The 22,509-nt window shown below is 44.6% G+C and carries 21 protein-coding genes; 7 read left to right on the plus strand and 14 right to left on the minus strand.

From position 1 onward, the window contains the following. Together A3756_RS20170 and parE are read left to right on the plus strand one after the other, a co-directional pair. The coding region (locus tag A3756_RS20170) for a S8 family serine peptidase (RefSeq protein ID WP_156490635.1) at nt 1-1,228 on the plus strand (1,228 nt) is incomplete at its 5' end. A gap of 77 nt (nt 1,229-1,305) precedes the next feature. Then, nucleotides 1,306-3,210: a DNA topoisomerase IV subunit B gene (gene parE / locus A3756_RS20175; protein ID WP_068554448.1), complete on the plus strand. Its 1,905-nt coding sequence runs from the start codon at nt 1,306-1,308 to the stop codon at nt 3,208-3,210. Between the two features lie 30 nt (nt 3,211-3,240). Here the strand turns inward: parE and A3756_RS26795 are convergent, their stop codons facing one another. The 10 genes from A3756_RS26795 to A3756_RS20220 all read right to left on the minus strand — a co-directional run bounded on the left by A3756_RS26795 (nt 3,241) and on the right by A3756_RS20220 (nt 13,811). Further along, nucleotides 3,241-3,393: a ribosome recycling factor family protein gene (locus A3756_RS26795; RefSeq protein ID WP_231875590.1), complete on the minus strand. Its 153-nt coding sequence runs from the start codon at nt 3,391-3,393 to the stop codon at nt 3,241-3,243. 566 nt (nt 3,394-3,959) lie between these two features. Next, nucleotides 3,960-4,664 (minus strand): hypothetical protein, encoded by a 705-nt coding sequence (locus A3756_RS20180; RefSeq protein WP_068516096.1) that lies wholly within the window; start codon nt 4,662-4,664, stop codon nt 3,960-3,962. Nucleotides 4,665-4,822: 158 nt separating this feature from the next. Continuing rightward, a complete protein-coding gene (lptF, locus tag A3756_RS20185) occupies nt 4,823-5,929 on the minus strand; it encodes an LPS export ABC transporter permease LptF (RefSeq protein WP_255374947.1) in 1,107 nt (368 codons plus the stop codon). A 129-nt stretch (nt 5,930-6,058) separates the two neighbouring features. After that, entirely contained in the window at nt 6,059-6,769 is a 711-nt protein-coding gene (locus tag A3756_RS20190; protein ID WP_068516111.1) for a pseudouridine synthase, read from the minus strand. A 75-nt stretch (nt 6,770-6,844) separates the two neighbouring features. Beyond that, on the minus strand, nt 6,845-8,149 hold the full coding sequence (locus A3756_RS20195; RefSeq protein ID WP_068516104.1) for an acyl-CoA desaturase: 1,305 nt from the start codon (nt 8,147-8,149) through the stop codon (nt 6,845-6,847). A gap of 9 nt (nt 8,150-8,158) precedes the next feature. Further along, the gene (locus A3756_RS20200; protein WP_068554450.1) at nt 8,159-9,295 is read right to left on the minus strand and encodes a flavin reductase family protein; all 1,137 of its coding nucleotides are present in this window, start codon (nt 9,293-9,295) and stop codon (nt 8,159-8,161) included. A 196-nt stretch (nt 9,296-9,491) separates the two neighbouring features. Next, on the minus strand, nt 9,492-10,919 hold the full coding sequence (gene nhaD, locus A3756_RS20205; protein ID WP_231872250.1) for a sodium:proton antiporter NhaD: 1,428 nt from the start codon (nt 10,917-10,919) through the stop codon (nt 9,492-9,494). A 216-nt stretch (nt 10,920-11,135) separates the two neighbouring features. Beyond that, a complete protein-coding gene (locus tag A3756_RS20210; RefSeq protein ID WP_068510984.1) occupies nt 11,136-11,855 on the minus strand; it encodes a 1-acyl-sn-glycerol-3-phosphate acyltransferase in 720 nt (239 codons plus the stop codon). A gap of 238 nt (nt 11,856-12,093) precedes the next feature. Continuing rightward, entirely contained in the window at nt 12,094-12,354 is a 261-nt protein-coding gene (locus A3756_RS20215) for a DUF5062 family protein (protein WP_068510982.1), read from the minus strand. Nucleotides 12,355-12,410: 56 nt separating this feature from the next. Then, nucleotides 12,411-13,811: a M17 family metallopeptidase gene (locus tag A3756_RS20220; protein WP_068510979.1), complete on the minus strand. Its 1,401-nt coding sequence runs from the start codon at nt 13,809-13,811 to the stop codon at nt 12,411-12,413. A gap of 106 nt (nt 13,812-13,917) precedes the next feature. Here A3756_RS20220 and A3756_RS20225 point away from each other — a divergent pair, with 106 nt between their 5' ends. Continuing rightward, the gene (locus A3756_RS20225; RefSeq protein WP_068510975.1) at nt 13,918-14,250 is read left to right on the plus strand and encodes a DUF6122 family protein; all 333 of its coding nucleotides are present in this window, start codon (nt 13,918-13,920) and stop codon (nt 14,248-14,250) included. Nucleotides 14,251-14,379: 129 nt separating this feature from the next. Here the strand turns inward: A3756_RS20225 and A3756_RS20230 are convergent, their stop codons facing one another. The 4 genes from A3756_RS20230 to gatC all read right to left on the minus strand — a co-directional run bounded on the left by A3756_RS20230 (nt 14,380) and on the right by gatC (nt 19,153). Next, nucleotides 14,380-15,645 (minus strand): 6-phosphofructokinase, encoded by a 1,266-nt coding sequence (locus tag A3756_RS20230; RefSeq protein ID WP_068510974.1) that lies wholly within the window; start codon nt 15,643-15,645, stop codon nt 14,380-14,382. A 217-nt stretch (nt 15,646-15,862) separates the two neighbouring features. Continuing rightward, nucleotides 15,863-17,311: an Asp-tRNA(Asn)/Glu-tRNA(Gln) amidotransferase subunit GatB gene (gene gatB, locus A3756_RS20235; protein ID WP_068554455.1), complete on the minus strand. Its 1,449-nt coding sequence runs from the start codon at nt 17,309-17,311 to the stop codon at nt 15,863-15,865. Between the two features lie 15 nt (nt 17,312-17,326). After that, nucleotides 17,327-18,784, minus strand: a complete 1,458-nt coding sequence (gatA, locus tag A3756_RS20240; protein ID WP_068507573.1) for an Asp-tRNA(Asn)/Glu-tRNA(Gln) amidotransferase subunit GatA — start codon at nt 18,782-18,784, stop codon at nt 17,327-17,329. 81 nt (nt 18,785-18,865) lie between these two features. Continuing rightward, on the minus strand, nt 18,866-19,153 hold the full coding sequence (gene gatC, locus A3756_RS20245) for an Asp-tRNA(Asn)/Glu-tRNA(Gln) amidotransferase subunit GatC (RefSeq protein WP_068507575.1): 288 nt from the start codon (nt 19,151-19,153) through the stop codon (nt 18,866-18,868). A gap of 273 nt (nt 19,154-19,426) precedes the next feature. On the opposite strand from gatC, the gene A3756_RS20250 reads away from it, so the two are divergent. The 4 genes from A3756_RS20250 to A3756_RS20265 form a co-directional block, all read left to right on the plus strand. Next, nucleotides 19,427-20,464: a rod shape-determining protein gene (locus A3756_RS20250; protein ID WP_068507576.1), complete on the plus strand. Its 1,038-nt coding sequence runs from the start codon at nt 19,427-19,429 to the stop codon at nt 20,462-20,464. A gap of 21 nt (nt 20,465-20,485) precedes the next feature. Then, on the plus strand, nt 20,486-21,403 hold the full coding sequence (gene mreC / locus A3756_RS20255) for a rod shape-determining protein MreC (protein WP_068507578.1): 918 nt from the start codon (nt 20,486-20,488) through the stop codon (nt 21,401-21,403). Beyond that, a complete protein-coding gene (gene mreD / locus A3756_RS20260; protein ID WP_068507580.1) occupies nt 21,400-21,879 on the plus strand; it encodes a rod shape-determining protein MreD in 480 nt (159 codons plus the stop codon). The genes mreC and mreD overlap by 4 nt, the downstream gene beginning before the upstream one ends. Before the next feature lie 80 nt (nt 21,880-21,959). Continuing rightward, on the plus strand, nt 21,960-22,509 hold a 550-nt coding region (locus tag A3756_RS20265; protein WP_156490637.1), incomplete at its 3' end, for a ribonuclease E/G.

Below are 22,509 nucleotides of genomic sequence, written 5' to 3' on the forward strand. Positions count from 1 at the left end.
CGATGTGATCAATCTTTCTCTCGGTGGCGAAGGCTTCTCTGATACCTTGAAGACCGCAATCGATGCAGTTATTGCTAAAGGCANTATCGTAATTGCTGCAGCGGGGAATGAGTCGAGTAGCGAAAAGTTTTATCCGGCTGCATTTGACGGTGTGACGGCAGTGAGTTCGGTGACGTCAGAGTTAGCCTTATCCGGTTTTTCTAACTACGGAACATACATTGATGTGGCAGCGCCCGGCGGCTCTTCCAACGAGCAATCTACGATTGAAGGTCAGCAAGGTATTATCAGTACTGTCTCTGGGGCGGGATATAGTGAGTACCTAGGAACCTCAATGGCCGCCCCCCATGTTTCAGGTGTGGCTGCGCTAATGAAGTCGGTAGATCCTGATCTCAATGCTTCAAGTTTTAGCTACGCATTAGAGAACGGCCTCATCACTGACTTGATTGGTGGTTCATCCAGTTTCGGCAATGGCCTAATTAATGCGCATAAAGCCGTTGCATGGGCATCTGGAAGCAACGATATACCTGACTCCTTGTATTACTTTCCGCAATCGTTCTCTTTCTTTAATGATGCTGTCAATGCAAAGCTATATTTGTCTAACCCAGGCAATGGTAGCGTTATTGTCTCCGGTATTACACCAAGTGAAGCTGACGCCAGTTGGTTAGATGTTCGTCAGGATGATACAGATTCCAATGGTTTAGGGATCTATACGGTAGAAATTAATAGTGCAGCGATTCCAGTAAACACCTTTAAGAAAGGTAGTTTGATCATAGAATATCAAATAAATGATGGTGCGGTGCAAACTGCATCGCTTGATGTAATCGCATCGAATACTATTTCTGGTAACGAATCGGTCGGTAATCTTTATATATCGCTTATTGCCTTAGATGAGGTTTTGAACGCTTTGCCAGAAGAACCTATTTTTGCTACATCTACCGTGGCAGGATCTTTGTCTGACGGTGTATACAGCTATCGCTTTGAGAATATCCCGGTCGGCGAGTATTTTGTTAGAGCAAGTACCAATAATGATGGCGATGAGCGCTCATTTGACGATGGAGAAGCAAAAGGAATCTATCCGAATTACTACTCGTTCGAGACCTTAAACGCAAATCGGGAAGTGATCAGTGGCATTGACTTTAGTGTTCAGTTCTTTGAATCAAATATCGAGGCTCTCGATGTGCTTGAGATTGGTGCGAGTCACTACCCCTTAGACTTAAGTGAAGACTAGGTATTGGCAGCCTCTCTATTCTCGGTTAAGCTTCACTAAATAAAATCCCTCCTCATTAATAGCAGCATAAGAAGTATATGGCAGACAATAACTCATCTCCGAAGCAATATAACGCCGACTCAATCGAAGTACTAAGTGGTTTGGACCCGGTTAAGAAAAGACCGGGGATGTATACTGAAACCACTCGGCCCAATCACCTTGCTCAGGAAGTAATCGATAACAGTGTCGATGAAGCGCTTGCGGGTCACGCCAGTAAAATTGATGTTGTATTGTATGAAGATGGTTCTTTGTCAGTTGCCGATAACGGGCGCGGGATGCCCGTAGATATTCACTCTGAAGAAGGTGTACCAGGGGTAGAACTAATCTTAAGTAAGCTACATGCTGGCGGTAAGTTCTCCAATGAAAACTACAACTTCTCGGGCGGTCTACACGGCGTTGGTGTATCGGTTGTAAACGCTTTGACTACCAAGCTTGAAATTTTGATCAAGCGCGATGGAAAGCTACATAAGATAGCCTTTGCTGACGGTTTTAAAACTGAAGACTTACATGTGATTGATTCGGTGGGTAAGCGTAATACGGGAACGGAGTTACGCTTTTGGCCTGATGCACAATACTTTGATACGGTGAAGTTCTCAGTTAGTCGTTTACGCCACATTCTTCGTGCCAAGGCCGTATTGTGTCCTGGTCTGGCAGTTACTTTTACTAATAAACAGACCGATGAAAAAGACGAATGGCACTTCCAGGATGGCTTAAAAGACTACCTATTGTCGGCAACTAACGGTCTAGAAACTTGCCCCTCAGCCCCTTTTAGTGGATCAATGGCCGGTAATACCGAAGCTGTAGACTGGGCCATACAATGGTTAGTTGAAGGTGGTGAGATAACTCAGGAGAGCTACGTTAACTTGATACCTACTGCTCAAGGTGGAACGCATGTTAACGGCTTTCGTACCGGCTGCTTGGAAGCGATGAGAGAGTTTTGTGAGTTCAGAAACCTCCTTCCGCGTGGTATCAAACTGAGCTCTGAAGATATATGGGACAAGAGCTGTTTTGTTCTATCAGCCAAGCTTCAAGACCCTCAATTTTCCGGACAGACTAAAGAGCGCCTATCTTCGCGTGAAGCTGCCGCCTTTATTTCCGGTGTCGTCAAAGACTCCTTCAGTTTGTGGCTTAATCAGCATACTGATGATGCTGAAAAGTTAGCAGAGCTGTGTATCAGTAATGCTCAGAAGCGCCTAAAAGCAGCGAAGAAAGTTGTTCGTAAGAAAGTGACCTCCGGCCCGGCATTGCCTGGTAAGCTTGCTGATTGCTCTGGTGTAGAGACTATGAACTCCGAGTTGTTTCTAGTAGAGGGTGACTCGGCTGGTGGCTCAGCCAAACAGGCGCGTGACCGTGAATATCAAGCGATTATGCCGCTCAGAGGTAAGATCCTAAACACATGGGAAGTAGACTCTGGTCAGATTTTAGCCTCACAAGAAGTGCATGATATCGCAGTAGCCTTGGGGGTCGATCCAAATTCAGAGGACTTAGAAGGCCTACGTTACGGTAAAGTTTGTATCTTGGCAGATGCTGATTCAGATGGTCTTCATATCGCAACCTTACTTTGCGCTTTGTTTGTTAAACACTTTAGAACTTTGGTCGAACGTGGTCACGTGTTCGTTGCGATGCCACCATTATATCGAATTGATATCGGTAAAGAGGTTTATTACGCGTTAGACGAAGCTGAACGAAAGGGTATTCTTGACCGTATCGAAGCGGAAAAGAAAAGGGGAAAAATAAACGTCCAGCGCTTCAAAGGGCTAGGTGAAATGAACCCGCTTCAGCTGCGTGAAACAACAATGGCCCGTGACACTCGCCGCCTAGTGCAACTTACCATTGATGATCATGACCTCACCAACGAGAACATGGATATGTTATTGGGTAAAAAACGTGCCGCAGATCGTAAAGCCTGGTTAGAAGAGAAGGGCGATCTAGCTGAGATTTGATCTTAAATATTGGCCAAATAGCTTATCGGCTTAAAGCCATTCAAGTTCGTCAAGCGCTTTACGCGCTTCTGCAAGACTGCAATTAGTTTCAGCAACGAGCTGATTAACTGTAATCGCCGGTGCTTGGCGCGCAATGGTGACTAACTGTTCATGTGAGTGCGTCTTTTCTTGTTGCGCGAGCAACTTGGCAATCCATAGCCAGCTTGGCTCATCTGAGTTGTATAGTTCGTTGACAACCGTTTTCTTATCTTGATAAGACAGCTCTAGCTTCTAATTACGTGATCGACCTTTTCTAGTGAGTTTTCCTCCATTCTTTTTCAATAGAGCTTTTAATTGATCCGTATGTTTTGTGCGTCTTACTAAGCTGTTTAGTGTTATTTCTATATGAGTGTTCATATTGAGCTTGTGTACAAAACCTGTACTAACTTTTAAGGTGGTATAAATGTCACGAAAATGTCGACAGCTTTGTTTTCTAAAAATGTTTAGATATTCCATTATTGATTTTTAGATAGTCATAGTGACTATCATATCAAAAACTCGTTGCGGTCAATATTAAGCGTCAGGCAGAACGTACTATTAGATTTCCCTGAATAGTAACGATAAAAGCAAGCTCTTTGGCGAGTCAAATTTATACAGCGGGCGTATGGCTATGGGTGTGCCTTATTTATCGAAAAAAGCGCTAACCAATGTCAGGGGGCGTTAGGAAAAGGGTACTGCAGGGTAGATTGCAGTACCGTAAAGACTTAGTTTTACCTTGATGTGCAGTTACCCCACTTACACTCAATCAATACGTAAGAGTCATCAGCGCAAACGGCTTCGAATATTTCTAAGGGCCAGTTCGATTTGAGTGTCGTAATTTCAGCTCCAGGGCAGATGGTACGATGCGCCAGCCTGCGTGCATTCATGCTACTTCTAGAGAAGGAGACACCGGTCTTATTGACGATTTTTGCCTGTTCCAGCTCTAAGTCCTGACCGCGTGTCTTTTTGTCTTGCATTAATTTGAGGAGCAATCCGTAGCGCTCATTGTTCTCGCTAAGGTCACGTTCACCATCTCGATAGGAGGTCATTAACTCAATGCAGCCACTTTCTTCTAGACCATTTTCGATTACTTGTTTAGCTTGCTTTTCTGCGGCTTGAACAATGTCGAAATTTAGACCCATTGCGTATCTAGCTCCGGTTTCCTGACGGTCGCCGGTTAGTTTGATTAGGTTGTAAGAAAAACCGTAATCAGCGGCTTCAACGACAACGCCGTTTCTTTCCCACCACTCCTTTTTAGCACGCCAAACTTGCTGTTCTGAGCGCTTACTTAGGTTTGTGCAGTGATCAGCAAGCTTTCTAAAGGTGACATCTTCAACCAGGGTCTGGAAAATGGCTTGTTCTTGTGGCTTTCGAGTAGGCCCCGAACAGGCTGCAATGAAAAAGGCTAGAATTATGACACTGGTACGTAAAAGCACGCTGTACTCCTGAGATCTGTTGGCAACTGGCAATGAATTAGTTCAGAAATTTTTCTGAACTGATCAATTAAGTGTAATGCTAAACGCGAGAATGTAAATGTCGAATGCTTAGTTATGTTCGCAATGTTAGAGATGTACGATCGTTTAGGTATCTTGGCTTATTCAGGTACAGAAGATCGTTTTGATTTGAGCAGGTTAACTATGTTTTCCCGATACAGCATTAAGAGTGAAATAACGAAGAATAAAGCATGAACAGCCCACATTCCGATAGCCGGTGGTAGATCGCCTTTTTCAACTTTACTGCGCGCTGTCATCAATAACCCGAGATAGGCTACATAGATTAGCATTGCTGGGAATAGGTGGACAAAGCGACCCTGTCTGGGGTTAACCTTGCTGAAGGCAACCGCTAGCAAGCAAACGATAGGTGCTAGGAAGGGGAGTGAAAGCCGCCACTGAAGTTCGGCCGCTGAAGCGTTGTCTTGGGCGCTCAACAACTGACTGGTCGGCCGAGCAGCTATCTTATAAGATTTCGCTTCTTTCACTGTTTGGTCATCAATTCTTACACCCAGCATATCAAACTGCATGACTTTAAATGCATTCTCTCCAGGGCTACCAAGATAGCGCGTGCCATTGTGGAGTAGTAGAAACTTTTCACCTGTTGTTTCATTGGTATTCATTACGCCATATTCAGCGTAAGTTTGTGACTGCCTCTCGGTTTCCGCAATATATACACCAAATAGCGTTTTTTTATCGTCGCTAATAGACTCTACATAGGTGACTCTTCCTTGGGAACGCTGCTCTTGAAAGCGTCCTGCAAATAATAATTCAAACTCTGATAGATTTGCGCTCTCGGTTAACAAGTCTTTTGCTTTCTGAAAACCCCATGGTGTTGCGTATAGGCTGGTTGTACCGACGAAAATTGCGATAAGTACAGAGAGGCTAAGAGACATTTTCAGTAGACGGTTTCGGCTCATGCCGCAGGAGTGCAAAACGGTCATTTCGCTTTCAAGGTACATGCGCCCATAAGCGAGCAAAATACCAATATAGAACCCTAGAGGTAAAATGACTTGTAGAAACTCCGGTAGGCGATAGGCCATAACGGGAAACAAAACATCAGCTGAAAGCCGTCCTGATGCAACTTTATCCAGGTAGCGTATAAAGCGGCCACTCATAAATACCAACAGCAGAATAAATGTTACTGACAGCATTGAGACGAATACTTGTCGCGCTAAATACCTAAAGATTATCAAGTGTGACCCTTTCACTCGTAAAATTATTAAAGCCGCCCGATTGGAACGTCGATTTGTATAGTGTGGCAGCAGCTAAATTTGCTTCACCTAGTAAAATCGAGGCAAGTGTACCACGATAAGTAAAATGGTTGCAGCGGGTAGCACTTAGTTAGCATGATCGAAAGGCATAATCGATAAGATTTGTTTCGATTGGCCAGGAAGGATGGATGGAGGTAGTTGATAATCACCAATTGCATAACGATGAAGCGCTAGGACCTGGTTTCGAAAGCGTCCAAACATACGTTTTATTTGATGGTACCGGCCTTCTTGTAGGCTTAGTTCTGCTTCAAACTCAGAAAGAATCTTAAGTTCGACAGGGCGAGTATGAATGTTTTCGTAAGCGAAGTGCATGCCTTCAGCAAAGGCTTTTATATATTCATGGCTTATAGGCTTGGCCAGTCGAACACGATATCTTTTAAGTACTCCGCAATTAGCATCGCTTAGTTGTCTTGACCATTCTCCGTCATTTGTAAGCAATACAAGGCCGGTAGAGTTTAAATCAAGACGACCGGCTATATGCAATTGATCCTTAAAATCGTAAGGAAGTAAGTCAATCACAGTTTTGTGTTGCTTATCCTTGGTTGCGCATACAACGCCCTTAGGCTTATTGAGCATTAGGTAAAGTGCATGATTATTCTGTATATCTGTTTTATCAACCGTGACGCGAGTGAATTGTTTAATCGGTAAACTGGCGAATGAAGCAGGAACATCATTAACTAGGACTCTTCTTTGCGCAATGAGAGTTTGAACTTCTCTTTTGCTAATCGAAAGTTTTTTGCTTACTAGGCGATCAAGGCGAGTTGCAGAGTATCCCATAGTTAAATGCCCGGTCATTTATATAGCTGTTTCGCCGGGCACTTTACAGAACTTTATAGAAAAATTAAACAGATCTTACGCAGCGCTCAGCTTACTCTTGGATGACTTTGTTTTAGGTGAAATAACCTGTATCTCGGCAGTTCCTGGTTTGGCAGTGTTTAACAAACTAGCAAACTTGTTTTTAATAGAGGCCAAACCAGGTACTTTTTCAGTAATTTTTTCGCTTACCTTTTCGGGAAGAGAGTGTTCTACCAAGCGCCTGGCAACGGTACCTAACATTGGCACCATTTTCCCTTTAGCATAAGGAACGCCATAGCGCTCGCAGATATTCTGGACTTTTGGGCCAAGCTCTCGATAACGCCACGCTGGCAGGTCTGGGTAGAGATGGTGCTCTATCTGGTGACTCAAATGCCCACTCATAATGTGAGTTAAAAGGCCCCCTTCAAAATTGCTGGAACCAAGAATTTGGCGTAGATACCACTGTCCCTTTGTCTCTGCCTCCATTTCCTTTTCAGTGAAGGTGAAATTGCCATCAGGTAGATGACCGCAGTAAATAACAGCAAAAGCCCACACGTTTCTAATTACTTGGGCGCTTACATTTCCGGCAAGAACCTTTGGTGCTAGTGGCCCGGCAAGTGCGGGGTAGAAGACATACTCCTTGAGGCCTTTCTTGCTTGCTTTGGCGACAAATTCTTTAAGTTCCTGAAATACTTCCGGAAGAGGCAGTAGGTCATCGTGTTCTGCCTGACGTAACCATTTTGGTAGCAAGTACTGAGTAAGCTGAAGATCATACAGGCTTACCGAAAACTCAAATGCCAATGCATTGGCGACATTGAATGGAACCTGTAGCAAGTGAATCGGTTTCCATTCAATATCTTCAGAAAAACGGTATAGACCAAAGCCGTAATCGGTATCTTTACCTATTACGTTGGTATATGCGTGGTGGTGATGGTTATGTGCTCGTTTCCAGTTTTTAGCGGTGCCAGTCATCGTCCACTCATAGTCAGAGTTATACGTTTCATCGCCCATGAAATCATATTGACCGTGAATAACGTTGTGGCCTATCTCCATATTTTCGAGAATATGTGCTGCGCTCAAGCTGGCGACACCCAGGGCCCAGCTAACCGGTTCGATACTAAAATGAATCAATAGGCGACCTGATATTTCCAAATAACGCTGTATGTCGACAATTTGTTGAAAATAGTCGATATCTTCTTTTCCTAGCTTTGACTCGATAGAGTAGCGTAACTCGTCCAGTTCTTTTTGGAAGTCATTGATTTGCTGAGGGCTTAAATCTGGCTTATCGCTACTTTTAAACGCTGTTTTAATATCGACCAGTGTTTTTTTTGTACTTTCTTGAACCTTGCTTTGATTGCTCATAAAACTGTCCTATAACTCGATGTGAGTTGCTGTTTTCGCAACGGATATGCAGGGAAGGATGTAGTCATTATCTTTTGTCGACTCTTCCCCGGTTGCTAGATTGACGGTAGTGCCTGAAACTTTCTTGCAGCGGCAGGTTCGGCAGATTCCGGTGCGGCATGCTGATTTAGGCTTCAAACCGGCCGCTTCAGCTTCCTGCAATATTGTTCTTGCTGGGCTTGATACGACTGATGCATCTAAGGAGTCGAATTGAAGCTCGCTCGAGTAGCCTAATGTACTGGCATCAGCCAGGTCTGAAGTGAAGTTCTCTAGATGGATTTTTGAAGGGGCTATGCTTAGCTGCTCAAATATTTCCATAGATGCCTTCATAAAACCTTGGGGGCCACACATGTAGATGTCGCGACTTGATAAGTCAGGAACGAGTGATTGAAGTTGTGAACTATTTATTAGGCCGCTTTTCTTTCCGCGTGAGCCAGTTTCTAGCACAAACTGACTATTAATATTTGAGCGACTGCTTGTTAACTCTTCAATCTCTTTTTTAAAAATAAGATCTTTGGCTGACTTAGCGTAATTTATAAACACAATATCACTGCGGTTACCTGTTTTTGACAGGTAGCGAAGCATTGACATGACGGGAGTTATGCCGCTTCCTGCAGAGAGAAAAAGAATCTTTCCTGGAGGGTGGTAGGGTAATACAAATTGTCCCTGCGCCTTACTGACATTGATTTCGTCTCCAACTTTAAGCTGTGAGAATAGCCAGTTTGAAGCTAATCCTTTTTCTATGCACTTAACCGTAATGGCGTACTCGTTTTGTTGTGCATGATCAAAGCCTAGCTCTGGCTGTGAAGACAAGGTGTATGTTCTTTCAACGGTTTCGCCTTTATTGTCGAACTTTATATTAATATGAGAGCCAGCGCTGTGATGATTTAAAGACTGTTTAGTTTTGAAGTAATAACTTTTGGTATCGTGTGTCTCTTTGACTATCCGGCTAATGCGTGCATTAATGGTAGGGGAGCGTTCATCAATAACTTCGCTCGCTGGTTTGTTTAGTCCAGCAGTGCTCTTGAAAAGATCTGCTACTTTCCGAGGCAGTTGCTTTAAAGACGCAACATCATTGAATGGTCGTTTCTGGCTGAGTGTGTCCATAATTTTCCTCGAGAGTGGTAGTAATTTAGGAGAACAGTTGTACTCTTAGATATAGACGTTATAGAAGGGGGTGTTGTTTGTCAATATAAACTTACAGGTGTACTCTGGAGTTTGATGTATGTCAGTTTATTGAAGGGGGGAGTTTTATAGGTGTAGAGTGGTGGCATTAGCAAGTCTATAAAAAATTCTTATAGCATTAGCTGTTGATTAATAGGTGTACCCAGATGCTGGCAGCGTAGCCGAGCGCGATGACTGGCGTCCATCTTAAATGGCTGAAGAAGGTATACTTTCCCCGAGCCTGGCCCATTAGAGCGACACCTGCGGCCGAACCGATTGATAACAGGCTGCCGCCAACACCGGCGGTCAGTGTGACCAATAGCCACTGTACGTGTGGCATGTCAGGGTTCATTGTTAGAATGGCGTACATCACCGGGATATTGTCAATTAAAGCAGATAAGACACCCACCATGATATTAGCGTTTGTTGCGCCAAATTCACCGTAGATATACTCAGAGCTAATTCCAAGGTAGCCAAGGAATCCCAGGCCTCCAACAGCCATTATGACGCCATAAAAAAAGAATAGCGTGTCCCACTCAGCATGGGCGATTTTAGAGAATACATCAAAGTCATAAGGGTCTTGGTTCGCGCCGGGAGGGTACTCAGAGCCGTGGTTCCAGGATTTGGACTTTTGGTTGAGGAAGTAACCGTAGAATTTAAGGTAGGCAAGGCCTGTGAGCATGCCAAATACCGGTGGGATGTGTAAGACGCTATGAAAGGTGACAGCCGTCGCAATAGTTAGGATAAATAAAATAGCTATAGGAACTCCACCAAACTTAACCGGGCGAGCATTTCCTTCAGGGTCATCGGGTGTGCCTTTATGGATTGCAAAGTGCATGATGCTTGCGGGAACTAAAAAGTTGACCAAGGAGGGGAGAAAGAGTGCAAAAAAATCGCTGAATTCGATAATACCTTTTTGCCAGACCATTAGCGTGGTGATGTCGCCGAAGGGGCTGAATGCGCCACCGGCATTTGCTGCGACAACAATGTTAACGCAGCTGACCGAGACGAAGTTAGACTTACCATTTGCGACAGCGATAACGACGGCGCAAAGTATAAGTGCGGTAGTTAGATTGTCTGCGATCGGTGAAATTACGAACGCCAGGAAACCTGTGAACCAGAAAAGTTGGCGATAACTAAAACCTTTTGATATTAGCCAGTAACGTAAATCATCAAACAACCCTCTCTCTACCATGGCATTAATATAGGTCATGGCGACAAGTAAGAAGAAAAATAGCTCACTATATTCAAGGAAGTTATGCCGGATTGCAGGCTCAATTAATTCGCTATCACCAGAGCGGTGGTACGCAAAAGCAATAATAATCCATATCAGAGAGGCGGCTAGAAGAACTGGTTTGGACTTTCGCAGGTGTATTTTTTCTTCAAGTACGACAAAAACATAAGCGAGACAGAAGACGCTTAATGCCAGATAGCCAGTCCATGACGAGCTTAAATCATAGGGCTTAATCAGTTGTGGCTCACTATGCGCATTGGTAGCGAGTAGCGTGCAAGCGATTACTAATACAAAGCGTAAGCCTGGCATGATTATGGGTAGAGGCTTGAGCATAGTGCTTCAAATCATTGTTGTTTTTGGATAGTTGATGATAAACAACTTTATCTCGTTTTGACCAGTGTCTCTAAGGCTTAATATGTGCGTATGGGGGCTAATTAGACGATTCTAGACGTAAATCAATTTGGGGAAGGGAATTCTAGGCAAGGTTTATAGAGACGGCTAGCCAGAAGCGAAAGGTTCTGGCTAGTTTGGGCGTCGCGATGTGTCGCTCTATTTACCGCACTCATCCTCTAGGCGGCTGATAGTTTCCATCATGTCAAGCCGACAACTGAGCATTAGCTCTTCAAGGTCGTCTTTACTAAGGTCTTTTGTTTCAATGGGTGGAAGTATTTCGATAATCGCCTGACCATTCGTGCGGTTGTTGAGACTAAAACCTTTTAAGTAAGGGCTTGTACATACGGGAACAATAGGAACGCCTGCGTTGATGGCCGTTACAAATGCGCCTTTTTTAAATGGAAGCATGTTCTTGCCACGATTACGTGTGCCTTCTGCAAAAAACCAAATATTGGTTTTCTTTTCAGTGAGGGCTGTTTTGGTAATCTCCATTGCTTCCATCGCTTTTTTAGGGTTACCTCGGTCAACTAACACGTTGCCAGCTAGCCAGTAAAGCTGGCCAAAAAATGGAATCCATTTAAGGCTTTTTTTACCCAAGCTGACTGTGCGTGGCGGCACGGAATATCCAGTTACAAATAAGTCCCAGTTGCTTTGGTGATTGGCTACCACGATAAAAGGACGATCGCTTGGATAATTATGGGCGTTAACCAATTTTGGCTTAATACCAATAATAGGCAGGCCGAAAAACGCAAATGTCTGTGCGCACCAGCGGCTGTTAGTCGGGTGAAAGGGGCGAATAATTCCGTAAAGAAGGCCGAGAGCGCAACTGATGACAAAGTGAATAGATAATAAGGAATAACGAATAAAACGAATCATTAGACTCTCAGTGCAAGTAATTAAAGTTTGAGTACAAGTGTACGCTATTGGGCGAACTCATTACAGTGTCTTGGATTGAATCATTGGAAATTAATGGTTGAATCTACAACTGAAAAGAGTTCAACACGATCATCGTGCTGAGTGTAGATTCGCTTTTACGTTTGTCTACGGCAGGCGTGAAGGTGAATAGTGCATAAGATAGTCTGAGCCATTGCCTAAAGCAATGGCTCAAAGTAAATTATTTAAGCGGATGTCCCTCGGGTAACTGCTTATACAGCCACATAACAATTTTGTGCTTCATTTTCACCAAGGTCAGATCATCCTTAGCAAGAGGTTGAAGCTGCTTGTCGTGTACTAGTAAGCGGTAAATGTACTCGATTTTGTCGTCTTGAGAGTCATCAGCTTCGAATTTTGCGACGCCACGTTTTTCGGCATATAAGGTGCCGATGCGAATTGCTTCTTTAAGGAGTTGAGCTTCGTTTTTTAGCTTCTTCGCCATACTGGGCTTCTCATAAGTTTATAGTTAGGGTGAATGTGTAACATAGCTAATTTGTTTTATTTGTTGAAACGTTGCTCTAGTAGGTCGAAGACTGCACGAATACCAAATGCTTCGCCGCCAGTTGGTCGCCCAGGAAGCTTTCGATTATTCCAGGCCATTACATCAAAATGAACCCATGGAGTGTCATCAGACACGAATAATTGTAAGTAAAGCGCTGCTGTAATAGCGCCGCCAAAACCCGTGGCTGCGCTATTAAGGGTGTCAGCAATATCGCTTTTTAGCATGTCCTGGTAAGGGCTGTGTAGGGGGAGTTGCCACACAAGGTCTTGGCTGCTCTTTCCACACTCCTGCAACGAAGATGCAAGTTGTTCGTCATTGCAAAAAAAACCGGGTAACTCTGTTCCTAATGCAACTCGGCAGGCGCCGGTTAGTGTTGCAAAGTCGAATATCATGTCCGGGTTTTCGCTATCTGCTTCGGTCAATGCGTCACATAAGACTAAGCGGCCTTCAGCGTCAGTGTTGTCAATTTCGACAGTAATTCCTTGTCGTGTGGTGATTACATCACCTGGACGAAAAGCATTCGAAGATACGGCATTCTCTACTGCGGGTATTAGTACACGTAATCTGATTGGAAGAGCTTGGTCCATAATTAATTTTGCTAGCCCAAGTACGTGCGCCGCGCCGCCCATGTCTTTTTTCATAAGGCGCATAGCATTACTGGGCTTGAGGTCCAGGCCTCCGCTGTCAAAGCAAACTCCTTTGCCAACCAGTGTTATTTTTGGGGCATCTTCGTCACCCCAAGTAAGATCAATGAGCCTTGGTTCATGTACACTGGCTCTGCCAACGGCATGAATGGTAGGGTAGTTGTGCTCAAGTAGTTGGTCGCCAACAAACTGTTCGAGCTTAGCACCGTATTGCTCTGCGAGCTGCTCAGCTACGGTACCCATATCTTCAGGCATTAAGTCACTGGCTGGGGTGTTGATCAGATCTCTTACTAATGACACTGAAGAAGAAAATGCCTGTGCTTTGTTGAGTATTGCTTCTGAAGATACAGAAAGTGTTGGCAGGCTCTTATCATTCTTTTTATATTCAGTGTACCGGTAACAAGAGAGGGCCCAGGTGATTGCGAACTGAGTTTCAAACTCAGTTTGGTCTTCAAATAGCTCGCTGCACTGACTGCAATCCAGCGAGTAGCGCGCCGCAGGAATTTGTAGCGCTAGATCGCCAGCAATGAAGTAGTCACTCTTAGGGCTCATTCCATAAATGCATTGCAGTGCGCTGCCGTCACTATCCGGGATGAGGATTCCACCTTTCCCCTCATAGTTATTTGCGTTCAACCAGGTCTTAATATTTTCGGCTTGCTTTGCTACCCAGTTTTCGTAGTGTTCGCTATTGATAATAACGATTGCTGTGCTTTCTTGATTTGAAACTTCTAATACAGGAAACTGTTCGTTCATTGATTGGTAAAGCCTTCAGGAGTTAGCTGGGAGCGCGAAAGCGATATCTATGCTTTAACATCCGCGCTTTTGATAAGTTCAGTATAAACATAATCGGGAGAAAATCATTCTTCATATCGCATTACACTTTCTCGTACCGTTGTTAGTAGCAACAGCAGTCTTTGCCAAAACACGAGATTCTAAGTTCACGGTAAAAATATATCTGCTTTTGGTTGCGACAATGTTAGTCGATCTTGATCACTTACTTGCGGTACCGATTTATGACCCAGGTCGATGCAGTATTGGTTTCCACCCTCTACATAAAGAATTTATGATTCCGGTTTATGCTCTGATGGCTTTGTTTCCAGCAACTCGGTGGATAGGGATAGGCTTGCTAATCCATATGGGCCTGGATGCCCAGGATTGTTGGCGGCAAGGTTTTTATGGGGCTATTCATTAGCGAAGGATGAAACCCTCTGCATACGTAGGGCTGAAACTAACGGCATGTCCGTTCTGCGCCCCGAGACGGGCCGCCTACATAACTTTGGGTAGGCGGAGTCTCTGAGTTAGATAAGCGTGTTGCGAAGCTTTAAACTTCGAACTCACTTCCTGTCTTCTTTTCAATAAGCTTGTTCTGAAGCTTAACGTAGCGCGGCATACCGTTCTCATCGTAAGGCGGGTAGTCTTCGCCTTGAACAAGTGGAGTTAGGTATTCACGACACTCAGCAGTAATTCCGAAACCATCATCTGAAATATAGTGAATAGGCATTTTCTTTTCTTGGTTAGCAACCTGGCTAAGCGGTGCTTCACCGATAGACCACTTGTATGGAGCGGCTTGTTCGCGAACGATAATTGGCATGACTGCATTCTTACCATTTACAGCGAAATCAACAGCTGCTTTGCCCATGGCATAGGCCTGCTCAACATCCGTTGAAGAGGAAATATGGCGTGCTGCGCGTTGAAGGTAGTCGGCAACTGCCCAGTGGTATTTATAACCAAATTCATCTTTAACCATATTAGCAAGCGTTGGTGCGACGCCACCTAGTTGGGTATGACCAAACGCATCAACTGCGCCTGCGTCTGCTACAAAGCGGCCATCTTCGTACTGAGCGCCTTCAGATGCCACGACAACGCAGTAACCGTAATTTTTTACTGCTTCATCTACACGTGCTAAAAACTTCTGTTTATCAAAGGCTATTTCTGGAAATAGAATAACGTGTGGTGCTTCGTGCGCTTCGGTGCCGGCCAAACCACCAGCTGCGGCGATCCAACCTGCGTGACGGCCCATGACCTCAAGAATAAATACTTTAGTTGAGGACTCGCACATAGAAGCGATGTCCATTGCCGCTTCTTTAGTAGAAATAGCGACGTATTTTGCAACCGAACCAAAGCCCGGGCAGCAATCAGTGAACGGAAGGTCGTTATCTACGGTTTTTGGCACACCGATACAAGTAATCGGGTAACCCATTTTTTCACTTAGTTGAGAAACCTTATAAGCTGTATCTTGAGAGTCGCCGCCGCCATTATAGAAGAAGTACCCAATATCATGAGCTTTGAATACTTCGATCAGACGTTCATATTCACGCTTGTTCTCATCAAGGTTTTTCAGTTTGTAGCGGCAAGAACCAAATGCACCGCTTGGAGTGTGCTTTAGTGCGGCGATATCTTCGATGCTTTCCAGACTGGTGTCGATCAACTCTTCACGGAGTGCTCCAATGATGCCGTTACGTCCAGCGTAAACCTTACCAATTTTGTCTGGGAATTGGCGAGCTGTTTCGATTACGCCACAAGCTGAAGCGTTGATTACGGCAGTTACGCCACCTGACTGTGCGTAGAAAGCATTTTTGATAGTCATTGAATATCCTATTCTTCGATAAAAATGAAAGGTTTCATAAATTTCGCGCATCATACTGCATTTTTATGAAAGTTTCATGAGCCTGATTACTAATCAGTCGGTATCAGTCTTAAAATAAAAACTGTTGACAATTAACCTTGGCGATTCGTATCGAAAGTATAAAAAAGTGAGAGCGGTGCACTCTCACTTCTACTGTTATTCAGGTCAAAAATTAAAGCTAGCTATTAAGTTTCTTGGCAAGAATCTGATTGAACAGTTTAGGGTTTCCTTGTCCTTTAGAGGCTTTCATTAAAGGCCCCATAAATCCGCCCATAAGCTTTTTACGCTTTTTGTCATCGGCCTCTTTATACTGTGCAATCTGATCAGCCATGCCAGCGAGTACTTCGTCAACCAATGCTTCTAGCGCACCGGTATCAGATACCTGCTTTAGACCTTGTGATTCAATAATTGCGTCAACATCATCACCAGATTTTTCCCAAAGTGTATTGAATACTTTCTTTGCACCTGAAGACGACAAAGTGTTGTCTTTAACTCTAAGCACCAGTTGCCCAAGTTGCTCTGCACTGATAGGAGAATCTTTTAAGGAGATGCTGTCGCTGTTGAGTCGCGCGCTTAGCTCTCCCATTGTCCAGTTGGCAGAAAGCTTAGCGTCACCTGAAATGCTACTGGCTGTCTCGAAATAATGAGAAAGGTCTGCCTGTGCTGAGATCAAGCCTGCATCGTAACTTGATAAGCCGTATTCGGCGCAGAACCTTGCCTTTCGTGCATCAGGAAGCTCTGGCATCTCAGTTTTAATCTGATCAATAAACTCGTCAGACAATTCGACAGGAAGCAGGTCAGGGCATGGGAAGTAGCGGTAATCGTTTGCTTCTTCTTTGCTACGCATGGAGCGGGAGATATCTTTCTCTCCATCGTATAAGCGGGTCTCTTGCGTGATGCTGCCGCCATCTTCAAGAATATCTATCTGACGCTCAACCTCAAGGGCGATCGCCTTTTCCATGAAGCGGAAGGAGTTAAGGTTCTTGGTTTCGGTTCGTGTACCAAGCTCTTCCTGACCTTTGGGGCGTACCGAGATATTGACGTCAAAGCGCATTGAGCCTTGTGACATTTCACCGTCACAGATGCCAAGAGAGGTAACAATTGAGTGTAGTTTTTTGGCAAAGGCGACTGCTTCTTCACTATTGCTGATATCAGGCTCTGACACGATTTCAATAAGCGGTGTTCCCGCGCGGTTCAGATCTATGCCTGACATGCCATGGTAATCTTCATGAAGCGATTTACCGGCATCTTCTTCAAGGTGAGCGTGATGGATACGAACAGACTTCTTGCTGCCGTCCTCTAGTTCAATTTCAACAACACCAGGGCCAACGATCGGCAGGTCTAGCTGCGTGGTCTGGTAACCCTTGGGCAAGTCTGGGTAAAAATAGTTTTTACGTTCGAAAACCGAGCGTTTACCGATTTCTGCGTCGATAGCCAAGCCGAACATAACGGCGTAACGAAAGGCTTGCTCATTTGGTACAGGCAAGGTGCCAGGCAAGGCTAGGTCAACTTCGTTTGCCTGAGTGTTTGGCTCTGCGCCATAGGCAGTAGAAGAGCCGGAAAATATTTTCGTTTTGGTGGCGAGCTGGACGTGAACTTCAAGCCCGATTACTGTTTCCCATTGCATAGTGTTTCTCCAGGCTTAAATGTTCTGTGGTGCTAAGGTGTGCCAATCGGTAACTTGTTGGAACTGATGCGCGACGTTAAGCATACGTTGTTCGTCGAAGTAGTTACCAATAAGTTGCATGCCAATAGGCAGACCATTTAATAAGCCTGCTGGAAGTGACATGCCAGGCAGCCCGGCGAGGTTGGTTGAAATAGTAAAGATATCTTCAAGATACATTTTTACAGGGTCATCACCTTTGGAATTAAAGCCAAATGCTTCCGACGGAGAGGTTGGGCCTAAGATCAAATCAACTTCTTCAAAGGCGCTGACGAAGTCATTCTTAATTAAACGGCGAACCTGCTGTGCTTTTCTGTAATAGGCATCGTAGTAGCCGGCGGATAGGGCGTAAGCACCTATTAGAATACGTCGTTTAACTTCATCGCCGAAGCCTTCAGAGCGGGTGCGCTGATACATGTCCATCAGATCTTTCGGGTCGTCACAACGGTGCCCAAAGCGAACGCCGTCAAAGCGTGACAAGTTTGCAGAACATTCTGCTGGCGCAATCACGTAGTAGGCCGGTACTGACAGGTCAGAATGTGGTAGCGACACTTCTTTAAACGTCGCTCCCAGCTTTTCCAGCTCCTTAATAGCGGTTTGCAATACATCCTGCAATTCAGCGCTTAAGTGCTCGTTGAAAAACTCTTTTGGTAGACCAATTCGGAGGCCTTCAAGTGAGTTATTCAAGTTCGCTGTGTAGTCTGGTACTTCGCGGTCTAGGCTGGTTGAGTCCTTGGCGTCATGTCCTGCAAGCACGTTCAGCATCATTGCCGCATCTTCTGCAGTGAGAGCCATCGGGCCAGCTTGGTCAAGACTTGATGCGAAGGCAATCATTCCGTAGCGTGAAACACGGCCGTAGGTTGGTTTTAATCCGGTTAAGCCGCAAAGAGAAGCAGGCTGGCGAATAGAGCCGCCGGTATCGGTTGCGGTTGCTATTGGCACAAGTCGAGCGGCAACGGCAGCTGCTGAACCGCCAGATGAACCACCGGGTACAAGTTGCTCTTCTTGGCTCCAAGGGTTGATAACTTTGCCAAAATAACTTGTCTCGTTAGATGAGCCCATCGCGAATTCATCCATGTTTGTTTTACCTAAACAAACTGCGCCCGCATTTTTAAAATTGCTGACGATGGTGGCGTCATAAGGCGGAATAAAGTTATCTAGCATTTTTGAGGCGCAGGTAGTTAACACGCCTTCGGTGCAGAAGATGTCCTTATGTGCAAAGGGAATACCTGTCCAGGGTGTTGCCTTGCCGCTTGCGATAATCTCATCGGCTGCTTTCGCCTGTGCAAGCGCTTGTTCTTCGGTAACGGTAATGAAACTATTATATTGGCCGTCAAGCTTCTTGATTCTGTCTAGAAAGTATTGGCTGAGCTCGAGGCTTGAAAACTCGCCGCTAGCAAGCCCTGTTGATAATTGTTTTACAGTTTTGTTTAGCATGTTTAGTTAGCTTTCGAATAGAGTGAATGTTGTGCTATCGATAATAATGTGATGTTGCTAATGGATAGGTGGACGTTCACCTTACTCAATAACCTTTGGCACAAGAAATAAACCGTCTTCAGTGTTGGGGGCGACAGTTTGGAGCTTTTCTCTTTTATCGCTTTCAGTGACAACATCTGGACGTAGAACCTGTACAGCATCCATTGGGTGAGCCATTGGTGGAATGTCTTCAGTATTGGCATTTTGTAGCTGATCAACCAATGACAGAATATTTGTTATATCGTTACTGATTTTCTCAACTTTATCGTCTTCGATATGAAGCCGAGCCAGGTGAGCAATTTTATTGATGTCTTCTGGATCGATGGACATGTTAATCCTCAAGCGTTGTCTTTTCTGGAGCATCAATTCGAAGCCACAGATTAGGTGTTAGGTAATTAAAAAATTGCCGCCATAATATCAGGAATAATTCCGGCCAGACAAATAAGAGGGGTTAATTAAATCGTATTGTTTAATATATGTTCAGAAATGGGGTAAATTAGCTTTAATTATCGTTCATTTTTCAATTCCGTCTTGCTCTATATAGGTACCGTTGTTAAAGTTGCTCGATTATTTTCTACGAATTGTTTAGGTTGATCTCACACCATGTTTAAAAAGATCCGAGGCTTATTTTCCAGCGATTTATCTATTGACCTAGGGACAGCTAATACGCTTATTTATGTTAGGGAACGAGGCATTGTTCTGGATGAACCTTCTGTAGTCGCTATTCGTAGCAACGGAGCGCAAAAAACAGTTGCAGCGGTTGGTGCTGAAGCAAAGCGTATGCTTGGTCGTACTCCTGGTAATATCACAGCAATTCGCCCATTGAAGGATGGAGTTATTGCAGACTTCGTTGTGACTGAAAAGATGTTGCAGCACTTTATTCACAAAGTTCACGAAAACAGCTTTATAACACCTAGCCCGCGTGTTTTGGTTTGTGTACCGAGTCGTTCAACTAAAGTTGAGCAAAAGGCCATACGCGAGTCTGCTCTAGGTGCAGGTGCCCGTGAAGTTTATTTGATTGAAGAACCAATGGCTGCTGCGATTGGTGCCGGTTTACCCGTTGAAGAAGCAAGTGGCTCTATGGTCGTTGATATTGGTGGTGGTACGACTGAAATTGCCATCATTTCTCTAAACGGCATTGTTTATGCTGACTCAGTAAAAGTTGGTGGTGACCGCTTTGATGAAGCAATTGTTACTTATGTTCGTCGTAACTACGGCAGCCTAATTGGTGATACCACTGCAGAGAAGATTAAACAGGAAGTCGGTTGTGCATACGAAGGTCTTGAACTTCGAGAGATCGATGTACGTGGTCGCAATCTGGCAGAAGGTGTGCCTCGTGGCTTTACCTTGAACAGTGAAGAAATCCTCGAAGCGCTACAAGAGTCATTATCTGCGATTGTACAGGCAGTGAAAGGGGCTTTAGAGCAGTCACCTCCAGAGCTTGCATCAGATATTGCCGAGCGTGGTATTGTCCTGACAGGTGGCGGATCATTGCTCCGAGGTCTTGATCGACTTTTAAGTGAAGAAACAGGCCTTCCTGTTATTGTCGCAGAAGACCCGCTTACCTGCGTTGCTCGTGGTGGTGGTAAAGCAATCGAATTGATCGATAATAGCTCGGATGGCTTATATCCAATTGAATAAAAAGCTGGGTAACATTGAGTAATGAAACTTGGCGCTTCTGATAAAACAATTTTTGTTCAAGGCCCTTATCTCGTATACAGGTTAATTCTAGCATCAGTCGTATCACTCTTATTGATATTCATTGATGTTAGATTTAGCTATCTAGACCCTGTTCGTGGAGTAATAAGCTCTGCGTTAACACCGGTTCACTGGTTGAGTGATTTACCGGTTTCTATTAGTGAAGGCTTGAGTGAAAGCTTTACGAGCCGTTCCGATCTCCAAGAAAAAATCGATTTAATGGAATCCCGCATGTTGGTGCTTGAGCGCAAAGCTCAAAAACTCGCATCAGTAACGGCTGAGTTAAATCGCTTGCGTGAGCTACTGAATGCTTCTCGCATTGTTGACGATGGTGTCGTTGTTACCGAAATGATCGGTGTTAGCCCTGATTCTGACAATCAATACATCTTGCTTAACAAGGGCAGTCAAGACAGGGTTTATCTCGGTCAGGCCGTTCTTGATTCACAGGGATTGATGGGGCAAGTGGTTGAAGTAAATGAATTTACCAGCCGGGTCCTACTTATCTCTGATAGTCGTCATGCGGTTCCTGTCCAAGTAAATAGAAATGGTGTTAGGGCGATTGCTTATGGTGTTGGGGCGCTCGACTATCTTGAGCTAGGAAATGTTCCAGATACCTCTGATATTGAGGTGGGTGATCTTTTGGTAAGTTCTGGTCTAGGGGGGCGCTTCCCGGAAGGCTATCCAGTGGCAAGGATTAGCCAGATATCGCACCATGATGGACGCTCCTTTGCAGAGGTTCGCGCCAGGCCTGAAGCACAGTTGAATAGAAGTCGTCTCTTGCTTTTGGTGTTTAAAGAGGGGCAAAACGATAGTACCGTCATCGATGAGAATAAAGAACAATCTAGTACTAAGCAGCATGCGTCTGACGAGGTAAACGAATGACTCAGTCGAGAGTAAGTTGGGTGGCCGTTGCATTGTCTTTCGCCGCAGCTGCCGTATTGGAATTGTTAGCAATGCCGCAAATGCTACTTGCCTTTCGTCCTGAGTGGATGGTATTGACTTTGATATACTGGTTATTGAGGCACCCCGAACGTATTGGTCTGTTTTCTGCTTTTATTGTGGGCGCAATCATGGATGTGCTGTCAGGTACTTATCTCGGTATTCATATAATTGCTTGCTGTATCGTCTCTTATTTGGTTTTGACGATGCATCAACGCTTAAAAATGTTTCCGGTACTACAGCAGTCCTTGGTAATATTTTTTATTATCGGAATTTTGTTGATGATTGTGATGACTATCAGAGGAGCGCTTGGCGCTGTCGATAATAATATGTCTTATCTGGGAGCTGCACTATCAAGCGCCTTAGTTTGGCCTTTTGTATTAATTTTCACCGACCGTCTTGTTTTTGCATTGCGATAATAAAAAAACGCTTTGATATGCCGCTTCGTTTCAATAGCTGCTAATCTTATTATTTTGACAGGAAAGTTTCAGGTAGTGCTATGAGTGAAGAGCTTTTAATTAACGTTACGCCGGTTGAAACTCGTGTAGCGCTTGTAGAAAACGGAATGCTGCAAGAAGTGTATATCGAGCGTTCAAGTTGTCGTGGCTTCGTTGGTAATATCTACAAAGGAAAAGTAGTCCGTGTGCTTCCTGGAATGGAGGCTGCATTTGTTGATATTGGTCTTGAGCGCGCCGCATTTATACACGTTTCTGATATCACCTCTAACCCACAAGTCGGTGAAACTGGCGAAAGTGAGAATAATGCAGATATCGCATTATTGTTGCGCGAAGGTCAAGAGCTTGTTGTTCAAGTCATCAAGGATCCCATTGGTACGAAAGGTGCCCGTTTAACCACTCAGCTGTCAATTGCTAGCCGTTACTTGGTTTATATCCCAAGTGTTTCACATATAGGTATATCTCAACGTATCGAAGATGAAGTAGAGCGCGAGCGCTTAAAGCAGCTTGTTTTGAATTGTCAGGTAGATAACGAAGAGGCAGGCTCGGGCTTTATTGTGCGTACTGCGGCCGAAGGTGCAGGAGAAGATGAGT

This window comes from Oleiphilus sp. HI0086, from assembly GCF_001635225.1.

Bases quoted from the DNA above. Each gene is read 5' to 3' on its own strand.
- parE (WP_068554448.1), top strand. From the start codon at position 1,306: ATGGCAGACAATAACTCATCTCCGAAGCAATATAACGCCGACTCAATC.
- A3756_RS20190 (WP_068516111.1), bottom strand. From the start codon at position 6,769: ATGGGATACTCTGCAACTCGCCTTGATCGCCTAGTAAGCAAAAAACTT.
- A3756_RS20195 (WP_068516104.1), bottom strand. From the start codon at position 8,149: ATGAGCAATCAAAGCAAGGTTCAAGAAAGTACAAAAAAAACACTGGTC.
- A3756_RS20200 (WP_068554450.1), bottom strand. From the start codon at position 9,295: ATGGACACACTCAGCCAGAAACGACCATTCAATGATGTTGCGTCTTTA.
- nhaD (WP_231872250.1), bottom strand. From the start codon at position 10,919: ATGCTCAAGCCTCTACCCATAATCATGCCAGGCTTACGCTTTGTATTA.
- A3756_RS20210 (WP_068510984.1), bottom strand. From the start codon at position 11,855: ATGATTCGTTTTATTCGTTATTCCTTATTATCTATTCACTTTGTCATC.
- A3756_RS20215 (WP_068510982.1), bottom strand. From the start codon at position 12,354: ATGGCGAAGAAGCTAAAAAACGAAGCTCAACTCCTTAAAGAAGCAATT.
- A3756_RS20220 (WP_068510979.1), bottom strand. From the start codon at position 13,811: ATGAACGAACAGTTTCCTGTATTAGAAGTTTCAAATCAAGAAAGCACA.
- A3756_RS20230 (WP_068510974.1), bottom strand. From the start codon at position 15,645: ATGACTATCAAAAATGCTTTCTACGCACAGTCAGGTGGCGTAACTGCC.
- gatB (WP_068554455.1), bottom strand. From the start codon at position 17,311: ATGCAATGGGAAACAGTAATCGGGCTTGAAGTTCACGTCCAGCTCGCC.
- gatA (WP_068507573.1), bottom strand. From the start codon at position 18,784: ATGCTAAACAAAACTGTAAAACAATTATCAACAGGGCTTGCTAGCGGC.
- gatC (WP_068507575.1), bottom strand. From the start codon at position 19,153: ATGTCCATCGATCCAGAAGACATCAATAAAATTGCTCACCTGGCTCGG.
- A3756_RS20250 (WP_068507576.1), top strand. From the start codon at position 19,427: ATGTTTAAAAAGATCCGAGGCTTATTTTCCAGCGATTTATCTATTGAC.
- mreC (WP_068507578.1), top strand. From the start codon at position 20,486: ATGAAACTTGGCGCTTCTGATAAAACAATTTTTGTTCAAGGCCCTTAT.
- mreD (WP_068507580.1), top strand. From the start codon at position 21,400: ATGACTCAGTCGAGAGTAAGTTGGGTGGCCGTTGCATTGTCTTTCGCC.